Source organism: Paramylibacter kogurei (genome assembly GCF_002742285.1).
In the GTDB taxonomy this organism is placed as follows: domain Bacteria; phylum Pseudomonadota; class Alphaproteobacteria; order Rhodobacterales; family Rhodobacteraceae; genus Amylibacter; species Amylibacter kogurei.
Genome location: NZ_MDGM01000001.1, coordinates 64,183 through 88,210, shown reverse-complemented (window position 1 = coordinate 88,210; position 24,028 = coordinate 64,183). Strand labels below are relative to the sequence as shown.

The 24,028-nt window shown below is 47.2% G+C and carries 21 protein-coding genes; 10 read left to right on the top strand and 11 right to left on the bottom strand.

Annotated features, from left to right (window positions below):
- Nucleotides 1–2: 2 nt before the first annotated feature.
- Both BFP76_RS00380 and BFP76_RS00375 read left to right on the top strand, forming a co-directional pair.
- Complete coding sequence (locus tag BFP76_RS00380) at nt 3–911, top strand: hypothetical protein (protein WP_099591195.1); 909 nt, start codon at nt 3–5, stop codon at nt 909–911.
- Entirely contained in the window at nt 908–2,137 is a 1,230-nt protein-coding gene (locus BFP76_RS00375; protein ID WP_099591194.1) for a sugar-transfer associated ATP-grasp domain-containing protein, read from the top strand. Before BFP76_RS00380 ends, BFP76_RS00375 begins: the two co-directional genes overlap by 4 nt.
- Here BFP76_RS00375 and BFP76_RS00370 read toward each other — a convergent pair.
- Nucleotides 2,134–4,011 (bottom strand): asparagine synthase-related protein, encoded by a 1,878-nt coding sequence (locus tag BFP76_RS00370; protein WP_099591193.1) that lies wholly within the window; start codon nt 4,009–4,011, stop codon nt 2,134–2,136. The two genes, BFP76_RS00375 and BFP76_RS00370, sit on opposite strands and share 4 nt — an antisense overlap.
- Nucleotides 4,012–4,476: 465 nt before the next feature.
- On the opposite strand from BFP76_RS00370, the gene BFP76_RS00365 reads away from it, so the two are divergent.
- From BFP76_RS00365 to BFP76_RS00350, 4 genes are read left to right on the top strand one after another with little or no spacing between them, the layout of a single operon-like run.
- Entirely contained in the window at nt 4,477–4,758 is a 282-nt protein-coding gene (locus BFP76_RS00365; RefSeq protein ID WP_165775613.1) for a PqqD family peptide modification chaperone, read from the top strand.
- Nucleotides 4,759–4,760: 2 nt separating this feature from the next.
- A complete protein-coding gene (locus tag BFP76_RS00360) occupies nt 4,761–5,255 on the top strand; it encodes a lasso peptide biosynthesis B2 protein (protein ID WP_165775612.1) in 495 nt (164 codons plus the stop codon).
- Nucleotides 5,216–7,015, top strand: coding sequence for an ABC transporter ATP-binding protein (locus tag BFP76_RS00355; protein WP_099591190.1), 1,800 nt, complete (start codon nt 5,216–5,218; stop codon nt 7,013–7,015). Before BFP76_RS00360 ends, BFP76_RS00355 begins: the two co-directional genes overlap by 40 nt.
- Nucleotides 7,012–8,415, top strand: coding sequence for a class I SAM-dependent methyltransferase (locus BFP76_RS00350; protein ID WP_165775611.1), 1,404 nt, complete (start codon nt 7,012–7,014; stop codon nt 8,413–8,415). Before BFP76_RS00355 ends, BFP76_RS00350 begins: the two co-directional genes overlap by 4 nt.
- Here BFP76_RS00350 and BFP76_RS00345 read toward each other — a convergent pair.
- Nucleotides 8,412–9,167 (bottom strand): metallophosphoesterase, encoded by a 756-nt coding sequence (locus tag BFP76_RS00345; RefSeq protein ID WP_099591188.1) that lies wholly within the window; start codon nt 9,165–9,167, stop codon nt 8,412–8,414. The genes BFP76_RS00350 and BFP76_RS00345 overlap by 4 nt on opposite strands.
- A gap of 18 nt (nt 9,168–9,185) precedes the next feature.
- Entirely contained in the window at nt 9,186–11,354 is a 2,169-nt protein-coding gene (locus BFP76_RS00340; RefSeq protein ID WP_099591187.1) for a GumC family protein, read from the bottom strand.
- Nucleotides 11,355–11,533: 179 nt separating this feature from the next.
- On the opposite strand from BFP76_RS00340, the gene BFP76_RS00335 reads away from it, so the two are divergent.
- A complete protein-coding gene (locus BFP76_RS00335) occupies nt 11,534–12,673 on the top strand; it encodes a nucleotidyltransferase family protein (protein WP_099591186.1) in 1,140 nt (379 codons plus the stop codon).
- On the opposite strand, the gene BFP76_RS00330 is transcribed toward BFP76_RS00335, so the two are convergent.
- Nucleotides 12,674–14,542, bottom strand: coding sequence for a polysaccharide biosynthesis protein (locus BFP76_RS00330; protein WP_099591185.1), 1,869 nt, complete (start codon nt 14,540–14,542; stop codon nt 12,674–12,676).
- Between the two features lie 125 nt (nt 14,543–14,667).
- Entirely contained in the window at nt 14,668–16,002 is a 1,335-nt protein-coding gene (locus BFP76_RS00325; protein WP_205661323.1) for a polysaccharide biosynthesis/export family protein, read from the bottom strand.
- A gap of 275 nt (nt 16,003–16,277) precedes the next feature.
- Between BFP76_RS00325 and BFP76_RS00320 the strand changes: the two genes are divergently transcribed.
- Nucleotides 16,278–16,559, top strand: a complete 282-nt coding sequence (locus BFP76_RS00320; protein WP_099591184.1) for a hypothetical protein — start codon at nt 16,278–16,280, stop codon at nt 16,557–16,559.
- A gap of 167 nt (nt 16,560–16,726) precedes the next feature.
- On the opposite strand, the gene BFP76_RS00315 is transcribed toward BFP76_RS00320, so the two are convergent.
- Nucleotides 16,727–17,122, bottom strand: a complete 396-nt coding sequence (locus BFP76_RS00315) for a RidA family protein (RefSeq protein ID WP_099591183.1) — start codon at nt 17,120–17,122, stop codon at nt 16,727–16,729.
- Between the two features lie 86 nt (nt 17,123–17,208).
- Between BFP76_RS00315 and BFP76_RS00310 the strand changes: the two genes are divergently transcribed.
- Nucleotides 17,209–17,922, top strand: coding sequence for a helix-turn-helix transcriptional regulator (locus BFP76_RS00310; RefSeq protein WP_099591182.1), 714 nt, complete (start codon nt 17,209–17,211; stop codon nt 17,920–17,922).
- Between the two features lie 120 nt (nt 17,923–18,042).
- Here the strand turns inward: BFP76_RS00310 and BFP76_RS00305 are convergent, their stop codons facing one another.
- The 5 genes from BFP76_RS00305 to BFP76_RS00285 all read right to left on the bottom strand — a co-directional run bounded on the left by BFP76_RS00305 (nt 18,043) and on the right by BFP76_RS00285 (nt 22,667).
- Entirely contained in the window at nt 18,043–18,513 is a 471-nt protein-coding gene (locus BFP76_RS00305) for a lipocalin-like domain-containing protein (protein WP_099591181.1), read from the bottom strand.
- A 138-nt stretch (nt 18,514–18,651) separates the two neighbouring features.
- Nucleotides 18,652–20,829 carry a TRAP transporter permease gene (locus BFP76_RS00300; protein WP_240513943.1) on the bottom strand — a complete coding sequence of 726 codons (2,178 nt, stop codon included), beginning with the start codon at nt 20,827–20,829 and terminating at the stop codon, nt 18,652–18,654.
- Nucleotides 20,830–20,902: 73 nt separating this feature from the next.
- Nucleotides 20,903–21,910: a TAXI family TRAP transporter solute-binding subunit gene (locus BFP76_RS00295; protein ID WP_099591216.1), complete on the bottom strand. Its 1,008-nt coding sequence runs from the start codon at nt 21,908–21,910 to the stop codon at nt 20,903–20,905.
- A gap of 123 nt (nt 21,911–22,033) precedes the next feature.
- Nucleotides 22,034–22,240: a LapA family protein gene (locus BFP76_RS00290; RefSeq protein WP_099591179.1), complete on the bottom strand. Its 207-nt coding sequence runs from the start codon at nt 22,238–22,240 to the stop codon at nt 22,034–22,036.
- Complete coding sequence (locus BFP76_RS00285) at nt 22,233–22,667, bottom strand: hypothetical protein (protein WP_133117356.1); 435 nt, start codon at nt 22,665–22,667, stop codon at nt 22,233–22,235. Before BFP76_RS00285 ends, BFP76_RS00290 begins: the two co-directional genes overlap by 8 nt.
- 177 nt (nt 22,668–22,844) lie before the next feature.
- On the opposite strand from BFP76_RS00285, the gene BFP76_RS00280 reads away from it, so the two are divergent.
- On the top strand, nt 22,845–24,017 hold the full coding sequence (locus BFP76_RS00280; protein ID WP_099591177.1) for a winged helix-turn-helix domain-containing protein: 1,173 nt from the start codon (nt 22,845–22,847) through the stop codon (nt 24,015–24,017).
- The last annotated feature ends 11 nt before the right edge of the window (nt 24,018–24,028 follow it).

Here is a 24,028-nt window from a genome sequence, read left to right as displayed (position 1 = left end):
CCATGTATCAATACGTTTTTTCTGGCTTACGGGTGTCGTCCGAATTCAAATTTACCATCGCGGATTGCGAAGCATTTGACGGGTTGCCAGATGTCACAATTCGATTTGTTCAGGATTTGGAAAAACCATCAAATCCCATTTATAGTGATGACATTGTAACCGCCGCCGCAGGTGATGTTTGGTTTTGTGCATCAGATGAATTGGCATATCGGGTCATCGGCGGTTCCGAAATTCTAATCGCGCGGGGGAAACATGTATCCAACGCGGATGTGAATCTTTATCTGGTTGGGACAGGTTTTGGCGTATTGTGTTTACAACGTGATTTGATCCCGTTTCATTGTTCCGCTGTTGAACATAATGGCCACGCGGTTGCCTTTAGCGGTGAATCTGGAGTTGGAAAATCAACACTTGCAGCGGCGCTGTCACAGCTTGGCTATGGGCATGTGTGCGATGATGTGTGTATTGCAAACCCCACGCTCACTCCCATGCAGGTTCAACCGATGCCAAAGGGGCTAAAGCTTTGGGATGATGCGGCTGCACAGCTTAATATTGCACAAGGAACGCGAGTGTCGGCCGACCCAGATTTTCATAAATCCTATGTCAGTGTGGATCGCGCCGATCATGCAGGAGGATTATTGTTCAATCGCATCTATATTTTGGACAATGATATTGCATCAGAATTTTCAGTTCACGAATTGAAAGGGGCGGAAAAACACGCCGAATTGCGCCGCGCAATTTATCGCGAAGAATGGCTTCATTTTTTGCAAGAACCGCGCAAAACATTTGATCTGGTTTCAACCCTTGCCAGCAAGTTACAGGTATTCGCGTTTAAGCGCCCAGATGATTTGGCGCGCATCAAAGAAAGCGCAGGGATTTTGGCGCGCCATTTTGATGATGGGGCGCCTGAATGAACCGATTACAGGTTCAAAAACGCTGGCGACAATTGCGCAAAAAACTGCTGCAAAACCACCCCGATGGATTAATTGATTTTTCAAGAATTTTGCACTGTTCAGCGCAGAAAAATTTCCATCTCCATGTTGAAATCGCACGGATGTTTCGCGCAAGATTTTCACCAACAGTTAGTTGTGCATTGTGGGTGCTTCAGATTTGGTATGGTTTGCGGTGGGTATTGTGCGATGCGTGGTTCAGTATTTATCGCGCGTTGAATGATTATGCCAATCATTGTGAAATGACACGCTCGGCACAGTTTTGGCGTTTATTCAAATATACATTGGGCCATGCGATCCCTGCATCGGAATTGTATGAAAACGGGCTGATGAAACCAAATGCACCCGTGTTGGCTTATGTGTTTAGTACAGAAACCCAAGGATACCATTGGTTGCAAAATCGCGATTACCGTGACGCAAAATCTGCCCGAGACTTGCTTGCAGATAAGGCGCGTTTTGGCGATGAAATGCGCAAGATGAATATCCCTGTGCCCAAAACAATCGCCGTTGAACAAGGGGTGCAAAAAAACTTGCTGGATGTGTTTCCTGAACAAACAGATCGCATTTTTGTAAAGCTGCGCCGTGCAAATGCTGGATTTGCTGCGTTCAGCGCTACAAAAACAAAAAACCAGTTAACGGGGCAGGATTATCAAGGTTCTTATTTACAAAGTGATGAGGATGTAAAACGCGCTTGGAAACATATTTTATCGATTGGCGATGTCATTGTTCAGCCGTTCATCACAAATCACTCGGCACTTGCAGCGTTGAGTAATACCAAAACGACGATCACGTTGCGACTTGTGACGAAATTTGGTGAACACGGTCCCGTGCCCAATGCTGCGCGATTAGAAATCCCCGTTTGGGATTTGGAAATGGATGGCCAGATTAGCTATGTTTTATTCCCGATAAATTTAGATACCGGTGCATTGGAACAATCACCAAAACGCGGAATATATGGCGAAGCATTTGACACATTGATCGACGATATCTTTGCGAAATGCCCGCCTGTTGTGCCCTTTTGGGATGAAATTACGTCCCATTCCATGCGCGGCCATCAGCAAAAATTCGATCTCTATGCAGTTGCTTGGGATTGGGTGATAACCGACAGCGGCCCGTTGTTGTTAGAGGGCAACTCTGGGTTTGGCTTGGATACACAACAAATGCAAAATGGTGGGTTATTGGCCGATTAATCCTGATGGCACCAAAGATTAAGACTATAGAGGTTATGCACCCGTTCCCAATAAAACGTATCCTCTTCGTCAACTTCACCATTCATGCGTTTGCTTGCGGAATCCATTTGATGGCACAGGCGTTTAACATTTACCAGCGCCACCAGATCTGGGTGTAAATCATCCATTAATGCGCGCGCCATTTCATTGTAATACTGTGTTTTTGCATTGCGAATATCACGGGTCATGATGGGTTGCCCCATATGCTTGGAATTTTGCCAAACAATACTGGCGGGCACAATATCATCGACTGCGCGGCGATGTAAGTATCGCCAAACCCGTTTGGGCCCCACTTTTTCAATGCTCGGTGTGCGCAAATAGTTTTCAACGATCCTTACATCCCAAAGCGGCCAGCGATATTCAATCCCATAGGCATTTCCAAAAAGTGTATGGTCATGCATCCGTGCATCAATAAAAGGTTGGGTTAATGTGCCATTCACAATCTCGCCGTTGATTGAATGATGGTTCAACACATCAAACCATTCGGCTCGTTGCGTGGTTTTCAGATCGTATTGATCAACGATATCTTGATCGAGCAGATGGGTATCATTTTCATATTGCGCATCCGCCTCGATATTTGTTTGCTGATTTTTGTCGCGCCCATGTCGCAATATCAGCGCGACAAATCGAAACGGCTTTTTTAGAAAATGCCCCGGAATGAACTGCCATAACCCGCGATAATCGCGGCGACGAATGTATTCAACGCTGATTAATTCGCCATAGTTGGTGGCAACCTCGTCCCCGCCAAACCCCGTGAACATGGTTTTAACATCGAATTTTTGCGTGGCGGTTGCGAGCAAGGACAATGAAATTTCGCAGCCATAACATGCGGGAAACCCAAGCACGGCCAAATCCTGTGTGATGATATCAATCGGATCATCGTTTGTGGGCGATTTCATATGGGCGTTTTGAATGCCCACCAATGCGTTCATGTCTTGAATGCATTGTTCTTCGCGACTGGCGGATATTCTGCTGAAACTGACTATCCCATCGCCAACGGGTTTGGTCATCTGTTTTGCCAACAGCGCGATAATACTTGTTGAATCCAACCCGCCGCTGTTTTCAACGCCCATCGGATGGGTGTTGTCGATGCGGCTGGCGATTGCGGCCTCTAATGCATTGCGATGTGCCGTGACATATTTTGGATCGCGTTTTGTGGCCACCGTGGTCGCATCATCCCAATCACGCAGGTCGATTTTTTCGATTGTTTGATCGGCGTTGACGACAACCACATGCCCAGGTGCAACTTTGACAACTTTTTCATAGGCGGTTTTTTCGTGATGCATTGCGGCGAACGGGCTTAGGATAAATTTGGCCATCCATTCGTGGCTGCGTTGCAATCGATATGGCACCAGTTTGCGCAGGGTTGGAATACTGTTGGCAAAAAATATGTTATCATCATAGCGCGCGTAATAAATTGGTTTTGTACCAAATATATCCCTTGCAAAGATCAGATGATTTTCGCGCGGATCATAAATGGCGATGGCAAAATCGCCTTGAATATTTTGCGCAAATTTAGCACCCCATTTATGATAGGCCTCTAAAACAATCGCACCATCATGCGGGTTCGTGTTGATGGCAAGTTTTTGTAACAACGCATCGCGATTATCAATGCGTCCCCAAAAACAAACAACGATGCCGGTGGTGGAACACACAAATGGCAAGGTTTCGCGCCCATCGGGCAGATGGGTTTGTTCAACCACGAAACCATTTGTAAATTGGGCCACCCCAGAATTGGCAGGGTCCGCGAATGGCGACAAGGTTGCGATGATCGCATCATGGTTTGATGAATCTTGCGTCACTGGCGTGTGAAATGAAATGTGACCAGCGAACATTGTTATTCCTTTGATGGATGCCGCAATCCGACCCTACAAACAAAAACAGAGCCATGATGGCTCTGTCAATTCAATCACAGTGGAATGTGATATTAGCTGGCAATCCCTACGTTGCGCATGCCTTTCATTTCCTTTGCTGCCATGCCTTTGTCTTGCGCTGTTTTTTGTGCTGACAGGTTGGTCAAAACTGGTTTTGTATATGGTGTTTTCATAAATATTCTCCAAGGCATGCGAATTGTTATCGCGCAATAATTTATTAAAATTTGATTAAACATATATGTGTTGCCAGGCTGTATTGTCAACACGACAGGCAACCACACCGGTGATAACCCGCCGTTTCAACCAGAGGCGGAGTTCTTGTTTTATTGGGCTTTGATAATTGACTGATTGATCACAGTTTAATAGTCCGAGCCAATAGTATAGCGTATGATCAAGATATTTAATGTGAATAACGGATTACCGATAATGACGATTGAAAATAAACGATTTTTTCGCAACCAAGACATTCTGGCAACCACTATGGATGGTGAAGTTGTCATGATGAGCGTTGATGATGGCACCTATTTTAGCCTTTCAAGCGGCGTTGGCGCATTGGTTTGGGAATTGTTGGAAACCCCCAAATCAATTGGCGAATTGGTTGCAGCAATACAACAGGATTTTGAAGTCACCACAAAAGAATGCGAATCGGATGTGCGCGACCTGTTGAAATCGCTGCAAAAACAAAAACTCGTGGAACAAGAGGCATAGCCGTGAAACCCCTTCGAAATGCAGCGCGAAAATTGCGGTCTGTGTTTCGGCTGACACCATTCGTGCTGGTGTGGTTTCCATTTGCATGGGTTTTGATGGGGCTGTCTCGCGTGGCAATTATAACGGTGACATTTCGCAGCCTATCGCGGTTTTTTGGCACATTGCATGGCGTTGATCCTGTGGTTCCTATGTTAAGCAAAAATCAAGAACGTCGCGCATTTCAAATTGCCAAACTTGTATCAACAACAGCGCGCAATACCCCATGGGAATCTAATTGCTTTCCACAAGCATTGGTCGCGCGAATGATGCTTGGAATTTATCGCATTCCATACGCGCTCTATTTTGGGGTGAAACGGGAAGGAACATCGCGTGAATTGCTGGCGCATGCTTGGGTTTGTTCGGGGATTTGCGCGGTATCTGGGGGCGATGATTCATTTGATGAATACACGGTTGTTGGATGCTACGGCGCTCAATCGTGGCGGGCGGTAACGCCATGAAACAGATGCTCGGCTTTATCCAACTTATCTGGCGCCATTCACGCGCAAAAACAATAACCCTCTTTGCACTTAATTTGATTTCAAGTGTGACCGAAGGTATCGGGTTATTCTTGTTGGTTCCTCTTTTGGCGCATCTCCAAAAGGATCAGCCAACATCGGGTGGCATTTCAGGCTGGCTTGAAACCCTTGGTTTGCCACAATCTCTTTCTGGATTATTGGCATTGTTTTTTGCATTGGTCGTGGTGCGCAGCATGATCAGTTATGTGCGCACATTGGTTTGGCAGGATTTTCAGCTGAACCTGATTGATACCATTCGTGTGAACAGTTTTAATGCCCTGCTCCACGCCAATTGGAATTGGATTTCCAATTTAAAAAAATCAGATCATTCCAACTTTTTAATAAACGAGGTCGATCGGATTGACGAAGGCGTTACCTATACAATGGATTTTTGCACGGGGTTGGCGGCGGTGTTGGCCTATGTTGTTGTGGCGGCAAGCCTGTCATTTCAAATGGCGGTGATTGCCCTGCTGGTTGGGGCGGCTGTGATGTTTTCCATGCGTGCACAACATCGCCATGCGCGTGATTTGGGCGAAAATTTGGGTGATGCTTACGAAGACATGCAACAGGTGGTCGAAGAAGGATTATCCAGCATCAAATTAACCAAAATATTGGGGAACGAAGATCGGCATCGCAATTTGATGGCCAAGATTTTGGCGCGGCTACGTTCACAACAGTTCGCATTTGCAAAAACCAATGCTGCCGCAGGCGCAATTTTTCAAATTGTTATTGCATTGGTTTTGGTTGGCTTTTTGTGGGTGGGGGTGAAAATTTTGGAACTACCATTGCCCAGTTTGATGATCTTGGTGTTGATCCTGGCGCGGCTTGCGCCAATGTTGCGCAACATGCAAAATCAATTGAACCAGATTTTACATGCATGGCCAGCGTTACGCAATTTGGACGAAATTACAAAGCTTGCAAAGGATCATAATGATATCGCACCAAATATTTTGCAAAAATTCGATCTCAAAGATGGCATTACCCTTGATAATATCGGGTTCAAATATCAGTCGCGAAAATCAGCGGCGCTTCGCGATATATCGCTGCGCTTTCCTGCACGTAAAACCACCGCGATTATTGGGGCCTCGGGGGCAGGAAAATCAACGCTTGCAGATATTGTTATGGGGTTATTGGCCCCTGATCAGGGTGAAATGCTTGTCGATGGCCAATTGATCGGCGATGAACAGCGGGTGAATTGGCGCCATTCACTCGCCTATGTTCCACAAGATGTATTTTTGTTCCATGATACCATTCGCAACAATTTGCTTTGGGCCAATAGGGGCGCGGATGATGCCGCCTTGGAACAGGCATTGCAACGTTCTGCGGCACAATTCGTGTTCGACCTTGATGATGGATTGGATACGGTGGTGGGTGATGCTGGGTTGCGCCTTTCTGGTGGAGAACGCCAGCGTATCGCGCTTGCTCGTGCAATGTTGCAAAACCCATCGGTGTTAATTTTGGACGAAGCGACCAGCGCCTTGGACACCAAAAACGAAATGCTTATTCGTCAATCGCTGGATCAAATTCATGGCGACATGACAATTATCGTGATCGGGCATCGTTTGCCCACCTTGGAAAACGCAGACCAAGTGGTTGTTTTGCACGATGGGCGCGTGAATGCGGTTGGAACATGGGCAGAGTTGTCAAAAAATCCAGATGCCGCAATCCCACAAGAATTCAAAATAGACGAGACGCAAGAATGACCGAAAATTCCCATGGCTATTTTACCAGTGATATCTACGTACCCACGTTTAGTGCCAGCGTTGATCCACGGCTGATTTCATCCAAAGCGCGGTTTTTTGGATATGACTCTGCGTCAACATTGGCACCATTTACCTATGGTGATTTTGGATGTGGTTTGGGTACGGATATAATCATGTTGGCCTATGCTCTGCCGCATGGGCAATTTTTCGGGTTTGATATGAATGACGAACACATTGATGTCGCCCGCCAATTGGCTACTGAGTTGGGTTTAACCAATGTTACCTTTGTCAATAAACCATTCGATCAAATAAGTAGTGATGATGTTCCACCGCTTGATTTTGCCATTTCGCGTGGCGTGATCAGCTGGGTGTCCGATGTTGTGCGCAATCAATTGATCGCAGCGATTTCGCGGTGCCTGTGTGACACAGGCATCGTTTCAATTGAATATCAAACCAAGCCAGGCGCATTAAGCGAAACCGGATTTCGCAAAATTTTAGGTGAAATGTTGGCGCGCGGCGATAGCCCAAAAACCGCGTTTCATCTAATATCTGAAAACTTTAAAGATGCGCCAAAATACGACCCCAAGGAAGATAACAAAAACCAAGACCGCTTACGCTATCTTTGCCATGAATTTGTATCGGCACACTGGACCCCAGTTTATCCTTCAGAAATGACAAATGATTTTGGCAAGGTGGGGATGGGGCTTTGTGGTCCGTTTGAAGGGCAGCAAGTTTTAATCAATAAACTGCAGTCCTCAAATGCTCATACTGATCATTTATTTATCGAAGATTTTGTCACGTGTCGTGATGGATCAGGTGGGCGCACGGATCTGTTTGCTAAAATGGCGGCCAATGTGAATGCTCCGCGACCTTCTGTTGACCAAGAAACAGGAGTATTCCGCCTCCCCTTTCCGATATCAATTGGTGAAAAAGATAAATCGCGCATTGTGCAAAATGCGTTTTCGCCAAGCTTGGCGACAAAACCGCTCAACAGACTTTTACCTGCGGGACTGGATGGTGATGCAAAGGGGCTGTTCTTTATGGCCTTTAACAAGTCTGGAAACTTGTTAACCAATACGGATGTTGCACCGATCCCTTGTGCCACAGAATTTCGCGTGATCCATCCAAGCGTAAAGCGCCAATTTACGCTTGATGAAAATATCGCTTGGCACAAATGTGCAATTGTGGTTCCTGAAACCGCATTATTGTTGATTGCGCCCCGCTCTATTTACGCAATTTTGTCAAATTTCGAAGGCGTGCCGCAAACCGAATGGCCAGATCGTTTAAAAAAACTGATCCCGAATTTAAAGAAAAAGAAGGCAAAGCGTATCGTCAAAATATGGACTGAGCATTGGGCGCCAGTGCTGGCCGCGCATGGGGTTATCGCACCGCTTGATTAATACTTGGCACTGAAAAACTGTGCCTGATCGTTGCGGATGGAAACGGCGGTTAAATGTCCTGTGGCATAGGCCCCAGTATCAATTCCAATCCGTCCATTTTCAATTTTTGGCTCATTCAGGATTGTATGGCCATAAACGAACCATTGCCCATCACGGCGGGTTTTCTGATGAAATTTATCCATGCCCCACAACAAAACCCGTGAGCTTTGATCATCCGGATCGCGATTAGGATCAGCCGCGGCATGAACAACATGAACATTGCCAGAATGATGAATGTTGGGCAGATCACGTATCCAGCTTTCTTGTCCCGCTGGCATAGCTGAAATCAATTTGTCGCGCACGGTCAACAGCACGTGTTCAGTGGCACGTTCGCTAATGCCACGAATGCCATAACTTTCCAGAGTTTGCAGCCCGCCAAACGTCAACCAACGCGGCCCGCGTTCTGTTGGGCGATCCAAAAAATCGAGCATCATTTTTTCATGATTGCCCATCAAACAAATGGCCCCGTTTTGACATTCGCTTTGCACCATGTCCAAAACCGTGGCGCTATTGGGGCCGCGATCAACCAGATCGCCAACAAATATTATCCGTGCATCATCGGGGCGCTTGTCCAATAGTTGAGACAGCAAAACATCACACCCGTGCACATCGCCGATTACGAACAAGGGTTCATCAGGATCCAATATAGCATCAAACGGCGGCTGTACGTTGGGTGCCGATTTTTGCCCGAAACGTTTTTTTAGGAATGACATCGTATTCGCAGGTTCTGGTTAGTTAGAATGATATGAATCACCATATCCATATGCGTAACCATATCCGCCAGCATAGCCATATTGACGGATCTTTTTCAAATCCAGCATGGTCATCACCAATCCGTCGACTTCCAAACCAACGCTGCTAAACATCGACAGGCCGGTTTTTACCTCGGTCTTGGATGTTTTATCCCAACGAACAGAATACAGAATGGAATCTGCGTGCTGGCCAATCACACGGGCATCAGGCACGGCTAAAACAGGTGGTGTATCGATGATGATATAGTCATATTCGTTGCGCAGCTGTGCCAACAGATCAATGAATTTTTGTGATGAAAAAATATCGGCGGCATTGGCGGTGGAACGTTCACCCAACAAAATATCAACGCCCATGCCCTCGGGGTGAATGACGGCGTCTTGCAACGTTGCCTCGCCCATCATCACAGCGATAAATCCAACGGATTTTTCGATGTCAAAATACTCTGCGAAAACGCGTTTGCGAATATCGCCTTCCAACACCAACACCCGTTTGCCAAGCCCGGCCATATTTTGCGCAAGGGTCAATGAAACGGTCGTCTTTCCCTCTGCGGGGGTTGAGGACGTGGCCATAATCACCTGTGGCGGGTTATCGACATCAGACAGCAAAATTGACGTTCGCAAATTTCGCACCGCTTCAGCAAAATTTGATGTCGGATTTGTGGCGGCATAGTTCAACACCTTGCGCCGTGTTTTTGCTTTGATCTGTGGCAGGGTTCCCAAAACGTTGTGCGCGGTAAAGTTTTCCAAAACCTCTGGCGAGCGAAAGGTGTTGTTCAACAATTCGCGCAGCAACATCGCGCCGATTCCTGCCAATCCGCCAAGGATCAGCGCCATCATCATGATTGATGCCTTGCGCGGAGCAGAAGCACGCTGTGGCGTGGCAGGTGACAATAACCGTGCCGTGGGCGACAACAAGCCTTGCTGAACAGTAATCTCTTTGAGGCGGGATAAAAAGCTTTCGTAAAGAAGGCTGTTTGCCTCTGCTTCGCGGCGCAATTGTTGTAATTGCACCAAATCATCGGATTGTTCTTCGACTTGCAGTTTGAACGTATTTTCAGATTCCGACAGCGCATTCATTTGTTGCGTCAGACGAGCCATATCAGTTTTTGCCTGTGCGACAACCTGATCAAGGCGAATTTGAAACGCATCGGGTGCTACTTGGTTGCTGGCAATCATATCTGCCAATCGGGTCAGGCGTGAATCGCCCGCCACATTTGCGATTGTGGTAAAATCATCCGATCCAGACAGCAACTCGATGCTTTGCACTCTGGCACGTGTTGCATCATGGGTTTCTTGTAAATCGGAAATACGCTGGCGCATGTCCTTTAACTGGCGGGTTAAAACGGCAAGGTTTTCAGGGCTTACCAATTGTGTACCATCGTTGAATTCCTTGATGCGCACCTCTGATGATTCAAGCTCTACTTTTAATTCAGCGGCTTTTTGGCTTAGCCATTTGCTGGCTTTTTCGGTGACTTCGAATTTTTCATCAACCGCATCTTGGATATAAATATCTGCCAAAGCATTGGCCATGCGCACAGATTCAGCAGGATCACTTGTGTCCGCGCCGATTTCAAAAATATAAGTTTCTGAAATGTTTGATACGCGAAATACATCCAGTGCATTGTCGATCACTTTGTTCATGATTTCAACATCACTCACGGGTTCTTCATCCCCTTCGTCATCTTCATTCGAAACAAAGATGGATCGGATCATGGATCGGATGTTTATTTGTGGCAACCAAGATTCATCTGGTTCCATTTCCGCCAATTCTTCTGCCAGATAGGAATTGTAATTTGGGTCTTCTAACAGGTTTAGTTTATCAACCAATTTGGCAATCATATTGCGCGATTGAATGACTTCCATCTCTGTGTTGATCTGGCTTTCATCGCCCCAACCACCAGACAGAATACTGTCTGCAACCACGCTTTGAATATCAACGATGTTTTCTTGGGATGTTTCCATCTTGAGCGTAGCGGTTGCAGGGTAAATCGGTTCAGCCACGCGAAACGCATACCAACCACCCAAGAAAAATCCGATTGTCGCCGCCAAACCGATCCAGAATTTCCCGCGCCATAACACGGAAAAAATGGCAAAAAGATCTATTTCATCGTCTTGCGATGCATTCGAAATATTAACTGCTTTTTGCATATTTGATCGTCACTCTTCAATTTGCCGCTTGCTTGGCGAATAATACTTGGGGTCGTTAATAAATAGCTATAGAACCTATCCAACGGCTTACTATACATATTCAAACGATTTTAAAAGGTTTATGACACGCGCAGGCATTGAATTGGCGCAGCTCGGTTGGAAAAATTAGACGGCGCAAAATGAATAAATTTAATTTACTTCTCCAGCTGGCTCAGGTGCTAATCGAAGGGTATCGCACCGAACCAAACCACGCCAAACAACGCGCGGCTCTTGATGTGATTGTTGAACATTGGGAAAATCTATCTGATCTTGCCATTCAAAATCGCGTTTGGACCAATTTAATTTCGGTTTTGGTCGAAAATCCAACCTTGTTTGCCACGCTTCCTGATGCTCAAAAACAAGAAATCAAACTGGCCTATTTTGATAACTGGGCACAGAATAAACGCATTGTCTCTCAAATAAATCAGATCGCGGATCAATTTGATGCGCCCGCCAAACCGACCTTGTACATGATCAAGGGTGGTGTGCGGCTATTTGATAACCTGTATCCGACATTGGCACATCGCTTTATGGCGGATATTGATTTGTATTTTGAGGATAACGCCGCATTACCAGAATTTGCAGCACTTGATTACAAGTCCCCACTGGAACCACGGTTTGAACTTTCGGCAAATGATCACGAATATTTGGCGGCGCAAAAAACCCGCAATCACCATTTACCCCCGGTCATGTCACCGTCACAGCCGGTGCATGTCGAATTGCATCAATCATGGTTGCATCTGCGTGCGGTACAATATTGCCGTAAAGAAACGGCATTGGACGCAGAAAATATCGAAGGACTAAAGGCCATCCGAACCCCTGCCCCGATTGATCAGGTGATCCTAAATATTTTGCATAGCCAATACGGTGATCTTTACACCGATTACAGCAGCTTTCGTTTGCGCAATGTCTTAGAAGGCTATTTGTTGTTTCAACGTCTTTGCAACGAAGATCGCCGTGCATTGGTTGCGCATTTTGAAAATATCGGCCGCAAACGCGATTGGATTTTTTGGACTTATTTGTGCCAAGTGTATTTTCAAGCACCTGAATTCCAAGAAAAACCACCCAGAGCACAGCGCGTTAAATACTGGTTTCATCGGCATTTTAACCAAAGCTCAAGCTATAACGCATTGGTTTATTGCGGGCATTTTATCTGGCGTTTCTTTCGCTATGGTATTTGGCGCAAAGACGAACGCGCGCGTTTGGCGCGCAACTTGCTTGATGGTGAAAAACGCACACGCCTTTTTACAAAATTCAAACGCTCAATTGGTTGGAAATGACTAATTATTACTCGCGATTGGCGCTTGATAACCATCAACCCAGCGCGTCACCAATTCGCGCGCTGCGATGCTATCTTCGGTCTCAAACGCGCTGTTAAGGTCTTTGATCATATTGGCAACTTCGATTTCAGAAAGTTGACCCTCTTGTGCCCGCAAAATTTTGGGATGCGGTGTGGTCAACATATCATTGCCGATCAACAACTCTTCGTACAGTTTTTCACCAGGGCGCAATCCAACCACGGCGATTTCGATATCGCCATTGGGCGTGTCTTCGTCACGCACGCTACGGCCAGATAATTCAATCATCATGCGGGCCATATCGATGATTTTCATAGGCTTGCCCATGTCCAAGACAAATACATCGCCCCCGCGCGCAAAACACCCACAAAGCAACACCAAACGCGCCGCTTCGCTAATGGTCATGAAAAATCTGGTCACATCGCTATGTGTTACTGTGACGGGTCCGCCGGCCTCGATTTGTTTGCGAAACAGCGGGATCACAGAACCAGACGATCCCAGAACATTGCCAAACCGCACCATCGAAAACAGCGTTGTTTTGGAACGTTCTGCAATGTCTTGCACAACCAATTCAGCCATGCGTTTTGATGCACCCATAATATTGGTTGGGCGCACGGCCTTGTCTGTGGAAATCAAAACAAACCGATCAATTTTGGCACGCAGCGCGGCGGTCGCCATGACGCGCGTACCCATGACATTGTTCATCAAACCAGAGATTTCATTCGCCTCGACCATAGGCACATGTTTGTAAGCTGCTGCATGCATCACGATATCCACGTTATGCTTTTGCAATGTGCTGATGGCTTGGTTTTCATCCAGCACCGAACCCAAGACTGGGATCAAAGGAATACCTTTTTCATGTGCAATTGCATGAAGCTCTGCCTCGATCGCATATAGATTAAATTCTGCATGATCCATCAAGATCAAGGATTTGATATCACAGGCGATCAACTGGCGGCATAGCTCGGATCCAATAGAACCCCCTGCCCCTGTGATCAGAACGTTTTTGCCAGCATATGTGTCGGCCACAACTGGCAGATTCAAATCAACCTTTTCGCGACCCAATAAATCATTAGGTGACACAGGGCGCAGTTTTTCCAACAACCCGTCACCATCAATCATTTCATCAAATGAAGGTAAAACACGCACCTCACAATCCAACGTATTGAGCGATTTTAAAAGCTCACTACGTGGTTTGCCCTGTACCGATGGCAGGGCGACAACAATGCGATCGACACTCATTTTCTTGATCAATCCAGGCATATCATTTGCTGGATAGACATATTGCCCTGCAATAATGATGCCATGGATTGCAACATTGTCATCTGCAAAACCAACAATGCGATGTTTGTTTTGTTGGCGCATCGCAAATGCAAGTTGCGTCCCCGCGCTGCCAGCACCATAAATCAACACGCGTTTGGTGTCAGAGTCGCGATCATTGGCAAAAGAAAGATAGTTTTGCGCAAAGATGCGGGTGCCAATACTGCCAACAAAAAACAAAATTCCAAACAAAATTGGGATCGTGCGCGGCATCGTATAATCGGTCATCATATTTAGCGCAGTACACACAGCGGCCAAATATAATGTGCATTTAGCGGTGCGGATAATCGCACTACTTTCAAAAGTGCCCAGTTTAAATCGATGCAATCGGTTGGCAATAATCACCATCGGTGCAACGCAAATAAATGCAAGCAACGTTGGGCCTGCCTCCATCAGTTTTTCAAACGGGGTAAAATCGCTCAGCCGTAGCGCATAGGCCATGTAAAGCGCGATTGGAACAATTGCGGTATCAACCAACAGCAAGATCAGCGTTTTTTGAAATCGCGGTAAACTGGTCAGTGTTTTATACATACGGTTCCAAACCTACTTCACAATATTAAACCTTCGTCACCAAAAGGGTCTAAGGATATAGAGTAACAAATTTATTCAATATTTAGTTAAAATTGAGCCATTAAGAAAATTTGGGCGATTCAGCGCTAATTGCTGTTTGCGCCCAATGTTGCGGTGATAAGCGATGGCGTGATCTGTGTAATCACACGGTTCCACACGGTAACTGGTTGTTCAGATACGAAAATCATATCGTTCGGGCGCAGTTCAAAAACCGTGGCTGTTAACATGTCAGCGGCGTTTTTCGCATTTAAATGATAGGCGGTACGCGCACCAAATTCGCGCGGATCATTCGAACGACGCAAAACGTAAATCTGGCTCAGATCGGCTTCTTTCGTTACCAAGCCGTCTTTGTGATACAATGCATCGGCAAGGGTGGCGGTTTGTTCAAACGGCAGGGCAAAACGCACCTGTGTTTTTACTTCGCCGATCAAATAGGCGTATTGACGTTTCACCGCACCCAGTTCCAAACGATCCTTGAAATTGTCTTGTTGCGCGTCAATTTGGCGTTGGCGGATGTTAAACTGTGTGTTCAATTCATCCAATGCCTGTGCTCGATCCGCGCGTCGTTGGCTAGTCAATTGGATTTGTTCTTCGAAATATGTGCGCGCTTGTGTCAGCTCATATTCTGTATCAACAAAAACGGAATCTTTGTCATCCAGACGTACCCGCCCTGCGTTGGTGTAAACATCACGTGCGGGGATTTGGTATAACCGTCCATTGCGATAAATGCGGATGGTGGTGTAATCCAAATCTGGTGCGCTGATCCCACCGGCCATTTGCAAGGCTTCTTCCAAATACAATGGTTTTGGTGTGATCGGTGCGATGGTTGGGTTACGAACGGCGCCACCGATTGATGCGCGTTGGGAATTGAATTCTGCCACTTCCAGCGAAAATGCAGGTTCGATATTTTTGGTAACAAGAATATCAAAAACGGCGGCTTCTGCTTCTTCTAAGGTGAGACCCGCCAATTGAATGCGCCCAACATCGGGGATGGCGATCGAACCATCACCTTGAACGGTGTAACCTTGGCGACGGTTTGTGGCCGCCAATAGGCCGGACAATTCTTCCACGGTGGAACCACCTGCGCGTGTTGCCAATAAAATAACATCGGCAACACCGATGCGATATGGGCCGCTATCTTGGTTTGGTGGCAGGAATGTTTGTGATTGTGCAGGGCGTACATTGCTATCTGCGCTTGGAATTGGCAGGCGGCTATTCACATTCGGGCGCGATGCACCGGCAACACTGTTGAATGCGGCTGGTAAACGTGACGGGGTGTATGGGCTTAAATTCGCTTCATAAGCTGTTTGTTCAGTCATGCGAATAACGCGAACATTGTCGTCATTTGCAACCTGAGGTGAAGTGTAAATTGAACCACATGCCGTTAGAACCAATGTTCCAACCAAAGCGAGATATTTCATAACTGCAGTTCCCAATAAATTACGTATCACTTAATTTGGCTTCTTCTACTGATTATCAAATATTTTACAAGAAAATAACCTAACCGAGCAAGTTTGCGCAATGAATGCGTTGTCAGTTTTCCATTGGAGTGATGTTTTTAAATCGACGTTGTTTTGAAAGTGACAAGTGCCAGCTAAATTTTGCGCATTGTTGCTGTAAGATTGACTCTGAAACGTCTTTGCGCCTAAACAGTGGTAAATTGATTATAACGACTAATTTAATTCGGAGTTTCGATATGTTTACTCGCATGGTTTCATTGACATGTGCCGCTGCTCTTGTCAGCGCAACTTCTGCATTCGCGCAAGGTAAACCACTTTGTGATGACGTGGCCAATGCCGATCCAGGTGAAAATTGTGTGCTTATCAACAATGCAAGTAGCGGCGATCTCACAACGGCTGGCGGACCAATTCTGGGCATTCTGCTTCTGTTGGGTTTGACTGGCGGCGGTGGTGGCGGCACCACGGGAACGACGGGTACAACAGGAACAACCGGTACATCTGGCACGGGTGGCACCTAATCCAGACCATGTGATTTTCACAAAGCTGGCAAAAATTTTTACATACTAATTAGCCTCTTCCTCACGGTGGGGGCCTTTTTGTTTTAAGGACACAGCTTGATAAACGCTGCCCAATTGGCTGTGGGCAGCGTATGATCTATTTCGAACTCTCAACTGGATTGATTGAATTAAGCAGCTGCCGTCGCTTCGATTTCAAATAGCAATCCGGGAATGGCAAGACGTGTTACACCCAAAAGAGTCATCGGCGGAGCAACCTGATGAGGTCCAAAACGCATTCCCATCAGATCGAAATTTTTCAAGGCTTCGTCCACATCGGTGGCAAAGATTCCGAGCTTTACGACATTACTCAAGTTCATGTCCGCACTGCTTAAAACAGCTTCCAAATTATCAAGGGCAAGACTGATCTGAGCGCGCATATCGCTGAGATGCTGTGGATTGCCTTGGTCATCTACGGCAGTCTGCCCTGCACAGATCACCTGTCGTGTTGCACCATCTATTACTTCGGCCTGATTGTATCCCAGTTTGATTGACCAATCCCAGGGGTTCACTGCTGTGCGTTTCATGTCGCAATCTCCTTTTTCTGTTGCTGTAAATGGTGTAAATCAAAATAGTGCCAAATTATGTCACCATTTGTGTTAGTGTGGTACTTATGAACGTGAGACTTAGACATGACGCCATTGTGCGGACATTGCGCCGCAATGGAACTTCTACCGTTGACGCCCTTGCAGATGAAGTTGGTGCATCGCGGCGAACCGTGCTACGCGATATCAGTGCGCTGCGCGATGAAGGATATGTGATCCATTCCGATGTCGGTCGCGGTGGCGGTCTTCAGCTTGACCCTCGGTCGATCCAAACGAATGCGAGATTATCGGTACCCGAAGTCTTTGCCCTTTTAATCAGCGTTGCTGCTATGCGGGCCACTGGAAGCTTGCCTTTCTCCGAACTTGCCGATGCAGGGCTTGCAAAAATTGAAAAAGCTCTACCTTCAGACAAGGTGAAAGACCTCCGAAGATTTTTGGAATGTCTACACATCGGTCAGCTTTCCCCAGAACAGGATCTGTCTGATATGCGTAAAATGGATCATGGTCTGCTGTCCGCCTTTGAAACGGCTTTTCTGGGTCTCCACCTCATTAGCTTTGACTATTGCGACGCAAAAGGGCACGAGACCCAGCGTCGGGTGGAGCCACAGGCAATGCTGATCTTACCACCCCTTTGGTACCTTGTCGGCTGGGACCCTGACCGAAACGATTTTCGCCATTTTCGAATGGACAGGATAAGCAACCCCCAAGCGGTTCCAGATACAAATTTTCGCCGTCGACATGTACCGTTTGAAGATGATGTTTGTCCCTACAGCCAATTGTAATTGTTGCGCAAAGCCAGCATTCGAATATTTTGCGGTATCAAGTTTTTGCACGCCGACATTTCGCCACGAAATAAGCTAACGCATGCTTCACCAAATCTCATTATCCGATCCCCCGATGCATCAACACGCACCTTCGGGCCAGATATCGATTAAATCGTCATAATCGAAATGTGCTGTTGTCACCCAGTTGTAATAATGAAAGCTGGATCGAAATTTATCCTGTAATGGTTTTGGTAATTGACGGGTTAACCATTCGGTTGCGCCGTATTGGGGTACAATCCCCAATGTGCTGGCCGCGTGGGGTGAAAACACCGCGTTTTCAGTGTAACACGCATTTGGCATGCTGAACGCGGCAAAGGCATCCGCTGATATCATATGCCCATCAATGATGATGCGCTTTCCTTCGGCGCGCCATTGGTTATAGCGCAGGAATGTTTGGTTCACCGAACCCCCATCGCCACCTTTTAACAACACCACATCGCGCCCGACATCGGCGCGGGTTGTGGCGCATCCTGAAATCAAAGCTGTCAAATAGACAGCCGCCATTATACGAAGACCTGTGCGCAGGCCCCGAAATTCATAGGTTTGCATAAATTTACCCTCACTTTTCACCCGTGCTCAGGATCGCAACGGGTGGTTAGCGAGCGGTAAACAAGACGCAAAAAGCCAACCGAAATGGCTGGCTTAATGATTAAGATTTAGTTTTCTTTTGTGTGAAATCGCGTGGGATTACGTGGTGGGTGCCACCTGCCCCGCACGGCGATGAGACAGGTAAACCGCCGCAACAACCAATGTTGCGCCCAGTATGTTAAACAACAGATGCAGCGGCCAAAACGCCCCAATCGCCCCAATCACAAACATCGCAATCAACAATATGTTCAACGGCCCCTCGGCATAGTTTTGCACCAATGCGTTAAACGCATAAATCCCAAATAATGCGAAAATCCCGATCTGCATCACCTGCATGAAATCACCCGATATCAAAGGTGTATAGGCGAACATCAAGGGGACGATATACAAACCCTTGGCGATTTTCCAAGATTGGAAACCTGTCGCCATTGGTTTTGATCCTGCAATGCCCGCGGCAGTGAATGCCGCCAAACACACAGGCGGGGTGACGTTGCTGTCTTGGCTGAGCCAAAAAATGATCAGATGCGCGGTTAACAGGAATACTGTCTGTACCTCTGGTGCGATCATCAAGGGGCGCAATGTGATGGCGACCTCAAACGGGATGGCATCCATTAACTCATTTGCGGCCTCTGGCGTTAACCCTGTTGCCAGATCGGCGACATGGGGGCTATCGACCAGCGCGAACATCGCCAATTTCATCGGATCGCTCACGCCTGCAACCAACTGTTCGGTGATTAAACTGTCGGCCATGATCCCCGCCAATGCGGGCGCGGTCAGGATGGCCAAGATGATATAGGCCGCCGTCACAGGCAAACCCATGCCCAACACCAATGACGCCAATGCGATCAACAGAATGGCAATCACCAATGATCCTTGCGACCACTGTGCGATCATCAACGAAAATCCGTTGCCCACACCGCTGGTGACAATCGCATTATTCATGATGCCAATGGCAACCAGCAAAATACCGGTCATGATTGATGACTTAATGCCGATCAAAAAAGCATCGGTAATGCGGCGGTGATCCATCAGGATGGGTTGAAAATTTGCGCGGTTCAAAACCTTTGCAACAATCCATGTCCCCCATGAAACAATCACCAATGCGGCAATCGCCCATGATGCGGCGTAACTGGGTGTGACGCCCGACATCAACAACCAAATCATAACTGTCAGAGGCAGGATAAAGGTCAACCCGCCAGATACCAATTTGCCGTAATCAATCGCCAAATCTTGGCCATCACCCACGTTGTATTTCACCGCTTCGATACGCACAATAAATGCAACCGACAGGAAATATAAAACCGCAGGCATGATCGAAACGGTGACAATGGTGGAATAGGGAATGGATGTATAACTGGCCATCACAAACGCCCCTGCCCCCATGATCGGTGGCATCAATTGCCCACCGGTGGATGATGCGGCCTCAACCCCGGCAGCGAAACGTGCACGAAACCCGTTTGATTTCATCAAGGGAATGGTGATCACACCTGTCGATGCTGTATTGGCAATGGCCGATCCGCTGATCGTACCTGTGAGCGCGGAAGATAAAACGGCGACAAATGCGGCCCCGCCACGAATGCGCCCTGCCACCATTTTGGACAGTTCGATCACAAAATCAGACGCACCTGATGCGACCAAAAAACCACCAAAAATCATGAACAATGTAATGTTGGTGGATGAAATGCTGGCCAAAATACCAAACATGCCTTCGTCGTTAAACATGGTGCGAAACATCACATCGTTTAACGGCAGGCTGGCGGCGCGAAACACACCGGGTAAATACCCCCCAAGGAACAGGATATAAGACAGTGATAAAATCACCAAAATTGGAATGACCCAGCCCGATACGCGGCGCGATAAATCAAGGGCTGCAAAAATCAGGATAAACCCTGCGATCCAGTCTATTGCTTGGAATTGCCATGCTTGGCCTGTCACCGCCAAGGTGCGTTCATAAAGCGCATCCTCGATCCCCGCAATCCAAAGTGCCGCGGCCGCAACAATCAGGCCATATATAATATCAATCACCAATGTGGTGGTGGTGTTTTTATACCCGGCAAAAGGGCTGTGAATAACAGACGCTAAAAACGCGAACCCGGCAAAATGGATGGCGTTTTGCCAAAGGCCTGGTTCGATCAACCAGATATTTGTCAGGATATGCCAGACACCAAACAGAACAGCGAAACCAGCAATGATAATGCTTGTTTTGCTCTCGGATGCGCCATCAAGCGATAACCAGTGACCCCGCCCGATAATTTCGTGTTCGTTTTCTTCCATCATGTCCACCTGCAGGATTGCCAAAAAAGGGCAGCAAAGCTGTGCCTTGCTACCCTTATCATTTGATTAATTTAGATTAGTTTGCTGGCATCAAATGCGCAGGGATTTCCAAACCGATTTCTTGGTAATATTTTGCAGCACCAGCATGTAATGGCACGGGCAAACCAGCCATTGCTTTTTCCACGGCCATTGCCTTGGTTGCAGGGTGGATCGCTTGCAAAAAGCCAAGGTTTTCATACATGGTTTTTGTCAAAAGATAGACATGGTTTTCATCCACAGATGCGTTTACCGCCAAAAAGTTTGGCTGTGCAATTGTGTTTACGTCCTCTGCTTGGCCCGGATATGTGCCCGCAGGGATGTTATAGGAAACCCACAATTTGCGATCACCATCCATGGCGGCGGCTTGTTCTTCTGTGACGTTCAGGATTTTGAATTTACCCTCATTTGATGCCATCAATTTTGTGATTGCACCTGTTGGTACACCTGATGGAATGCCTGCGGCAACTGCTTGGCCATTGGACATTGCATCCGCGGTTGGGCCGTAACCTTGATAAATCAGCTCGTAATCATTTTCGATATCAATGCCCAAACCCGCCATCAAAACGCCGTTTGAACCGATTGTGCCAGAGTTTTTGCTGCCCATACCAACGGTCATGCCTTTGATCGACATCATATCGTCCATTGTACCTGTTGCGGCCTTGTCGGCAGCAATCACAAACTGTTCCACGTTTTGCCACAGCATTGTGACCGAACGCACATTGGCCTGTGGCTCTGTGATGGGGCCTGTGCCCGTTGCCGCGTATGATCCATACAGCCCTTGCAAAATTGCAAAATCAGCAGTGCCAGAACCCATCGCCTGTACGTTGGCCGCAGAACCGGCAGAGTTCACGGCTGTGAGGCTAAACCCTTCGCCGGGCAATAGTTTGATTTTTGACAGTGTTGAAATCGCAGTCCCAACAGGGTGATATGTGCCACCAGTTGATGCAGTGTTAAGCACATAGTCTTTGCTCTGTGCAAAAACGCTTGTGGCGCTGATTGCCAGTGTCACCACTGCGCCCGCAGCAAGTTTTGAAAACTTCGCCATAATTTCCTCCAGAAATTTTATTCTCCCAATACCTGCGCGTGCAGGTTCGGATACATTGGAACAATTGAGCACAGATTCCAAACTATTATTTAAAATCAATTGGCATTGCCTATAATTTAACCACTATCGCCGCGCGGTATAGCCAAACATCCAGCCGATAAACCCACCCAAGATCGCGCTAATGGCGACAATGCCAGAGCGACGAAATTCAAATGCATTGGACAGGAATTTTAATTCCACCACAGCGGCATTTTGCACGCCAAATGTGATCGCCCCAAGGATCACAATTGCCAAAGATATCCATCTGATTTGTCTGATCAAACTACGCATTTTTATCCCCCATTTCGGTTGGCATTTTCACACCACGCCCTGCAATCATGCCAAGCTTGGTACACAGGCGCAGCACATTCCAATAACTATCCTGAACGGCCGATTGCATCGGTTCATAGGCATGAATATGGGGCAAAAACAAAATTTCGTCCAACGGTTGTTGGGGCGCATAATTCATCATGCCCACCCCGTTGTTTTCATCCAAACGGTCAAGCAAGATTAAATATAACGTTCCCCACATCCACGGTAGCGTGTTTAACTGCATCAACTGATCATACACAGGTGTGCCAAGCGGACTGTGTGCAGCAACCAAAACACTTGGCCCCACCTTGGCCCCGCCAAGTTTATAACCACAGATCTGGCCTGTGGTTGGCGATATTATATCCTGAACAAAACGCGGTGCAGCTTTGATTGGGCGCTGTATCATGTTTTTCTCCTTTGCAATTTGATGCTTTTGCATTGGAAAAATACCGCAGATACATCTATATCTATAACTTTAAATAATTATGTTTGATGTGAGTATTGCTTATGTAATCGGACAGGCGCATGAAACGGGTTTACCAAAGATTTGGTTGCGCTAAGCTATCCAAAACCTTGGGGGCATATGGCACCGTTTCAGATTAATAACCGCGATGCGCGTTGGCTGTGGCTGACGGCCCAAGGGTTGGCCACGCCACCCACGGGTGCGCTTGATGTGATGGCGATTATTCGCCAGCTTGGGTTTGTTCAGCTTGATACAATTCGCGTGGTTGCGCGTGCGCATGATCATATCATCTGGTCGCGCAATCATAATTATCGCGAAGTGATGCTCAATAATTACCTTCAAAAACACCGCACGATTTTTGAACATTTCACCCATGATGCATCCGTTATTCCGATGGAATACCTGCCCTATTGGCAACGCCAGTTTCGCCGGCACAAAGAACGCATTGAATCGCGCAACTACTTTGTAAATATGCTGGATGCCGATGACCGTAATGCGATCAAAACACGGATTAAAAACGAAGGCCCCCTATCCACCCACGCCTTTGACACTAAGGTCAAAGATCGATCGGTGATGTGGTCGCGCCCACCTCATAAACAGGCGTTGGATTACATGTGGTATTGCGGCGAATTGGCCACGTCGCATCGCGAAAACTTCTCCAAATTTTATGACTTGGCAGAAAATATTTTCCCAACTGAACTACATGAGACAAACCACCCTGATGACCATCAACTTGATTGGTTGCTGCGCAATGCGTTGGATCGCTTGGGTTTTGCTTCCTTGGGGGAAATTCAACGGTTTTGGGATGCCAGTAGCGCGGTTGAAACCCGCGCTTGGGCGGCGGGGTCCGATTGTCATACTTCGGTGAAAATTCAAACATCGGATGGGCAATGGGTTGATGCCATTGCACCCGTCGATATTGAACAGCGGGTGAATGCCCTGTCCAAGCCCACATCGCGGTTGCGTATCCTCAATCCATTTGATCCCGTCGTGCGTGATCGTGATCGCCTGAAACGATTGTTCGGGTTGGATTATCGCATTGAAATTTTTGTACCCGCGGCGAAACGCAAATGGGGCTATTACGTTTATCCCATCCTTGAATCCGATCGTTTCATTGGTCGCATCGAAATGAAAGCCGACCGCAAGGAGGGGTGCATAAATGTGATTAATTTCTGGCCTGATTCAGCGGTGAAATGGACCGATGCGCGTTGGCAAAAGCTCCACAGCGAATTGGCACGCATGGCGCGGTTTATCGGGGTGGATCACGTGCATTGGCACGTGGATCACAAATAACGCCAATTTCA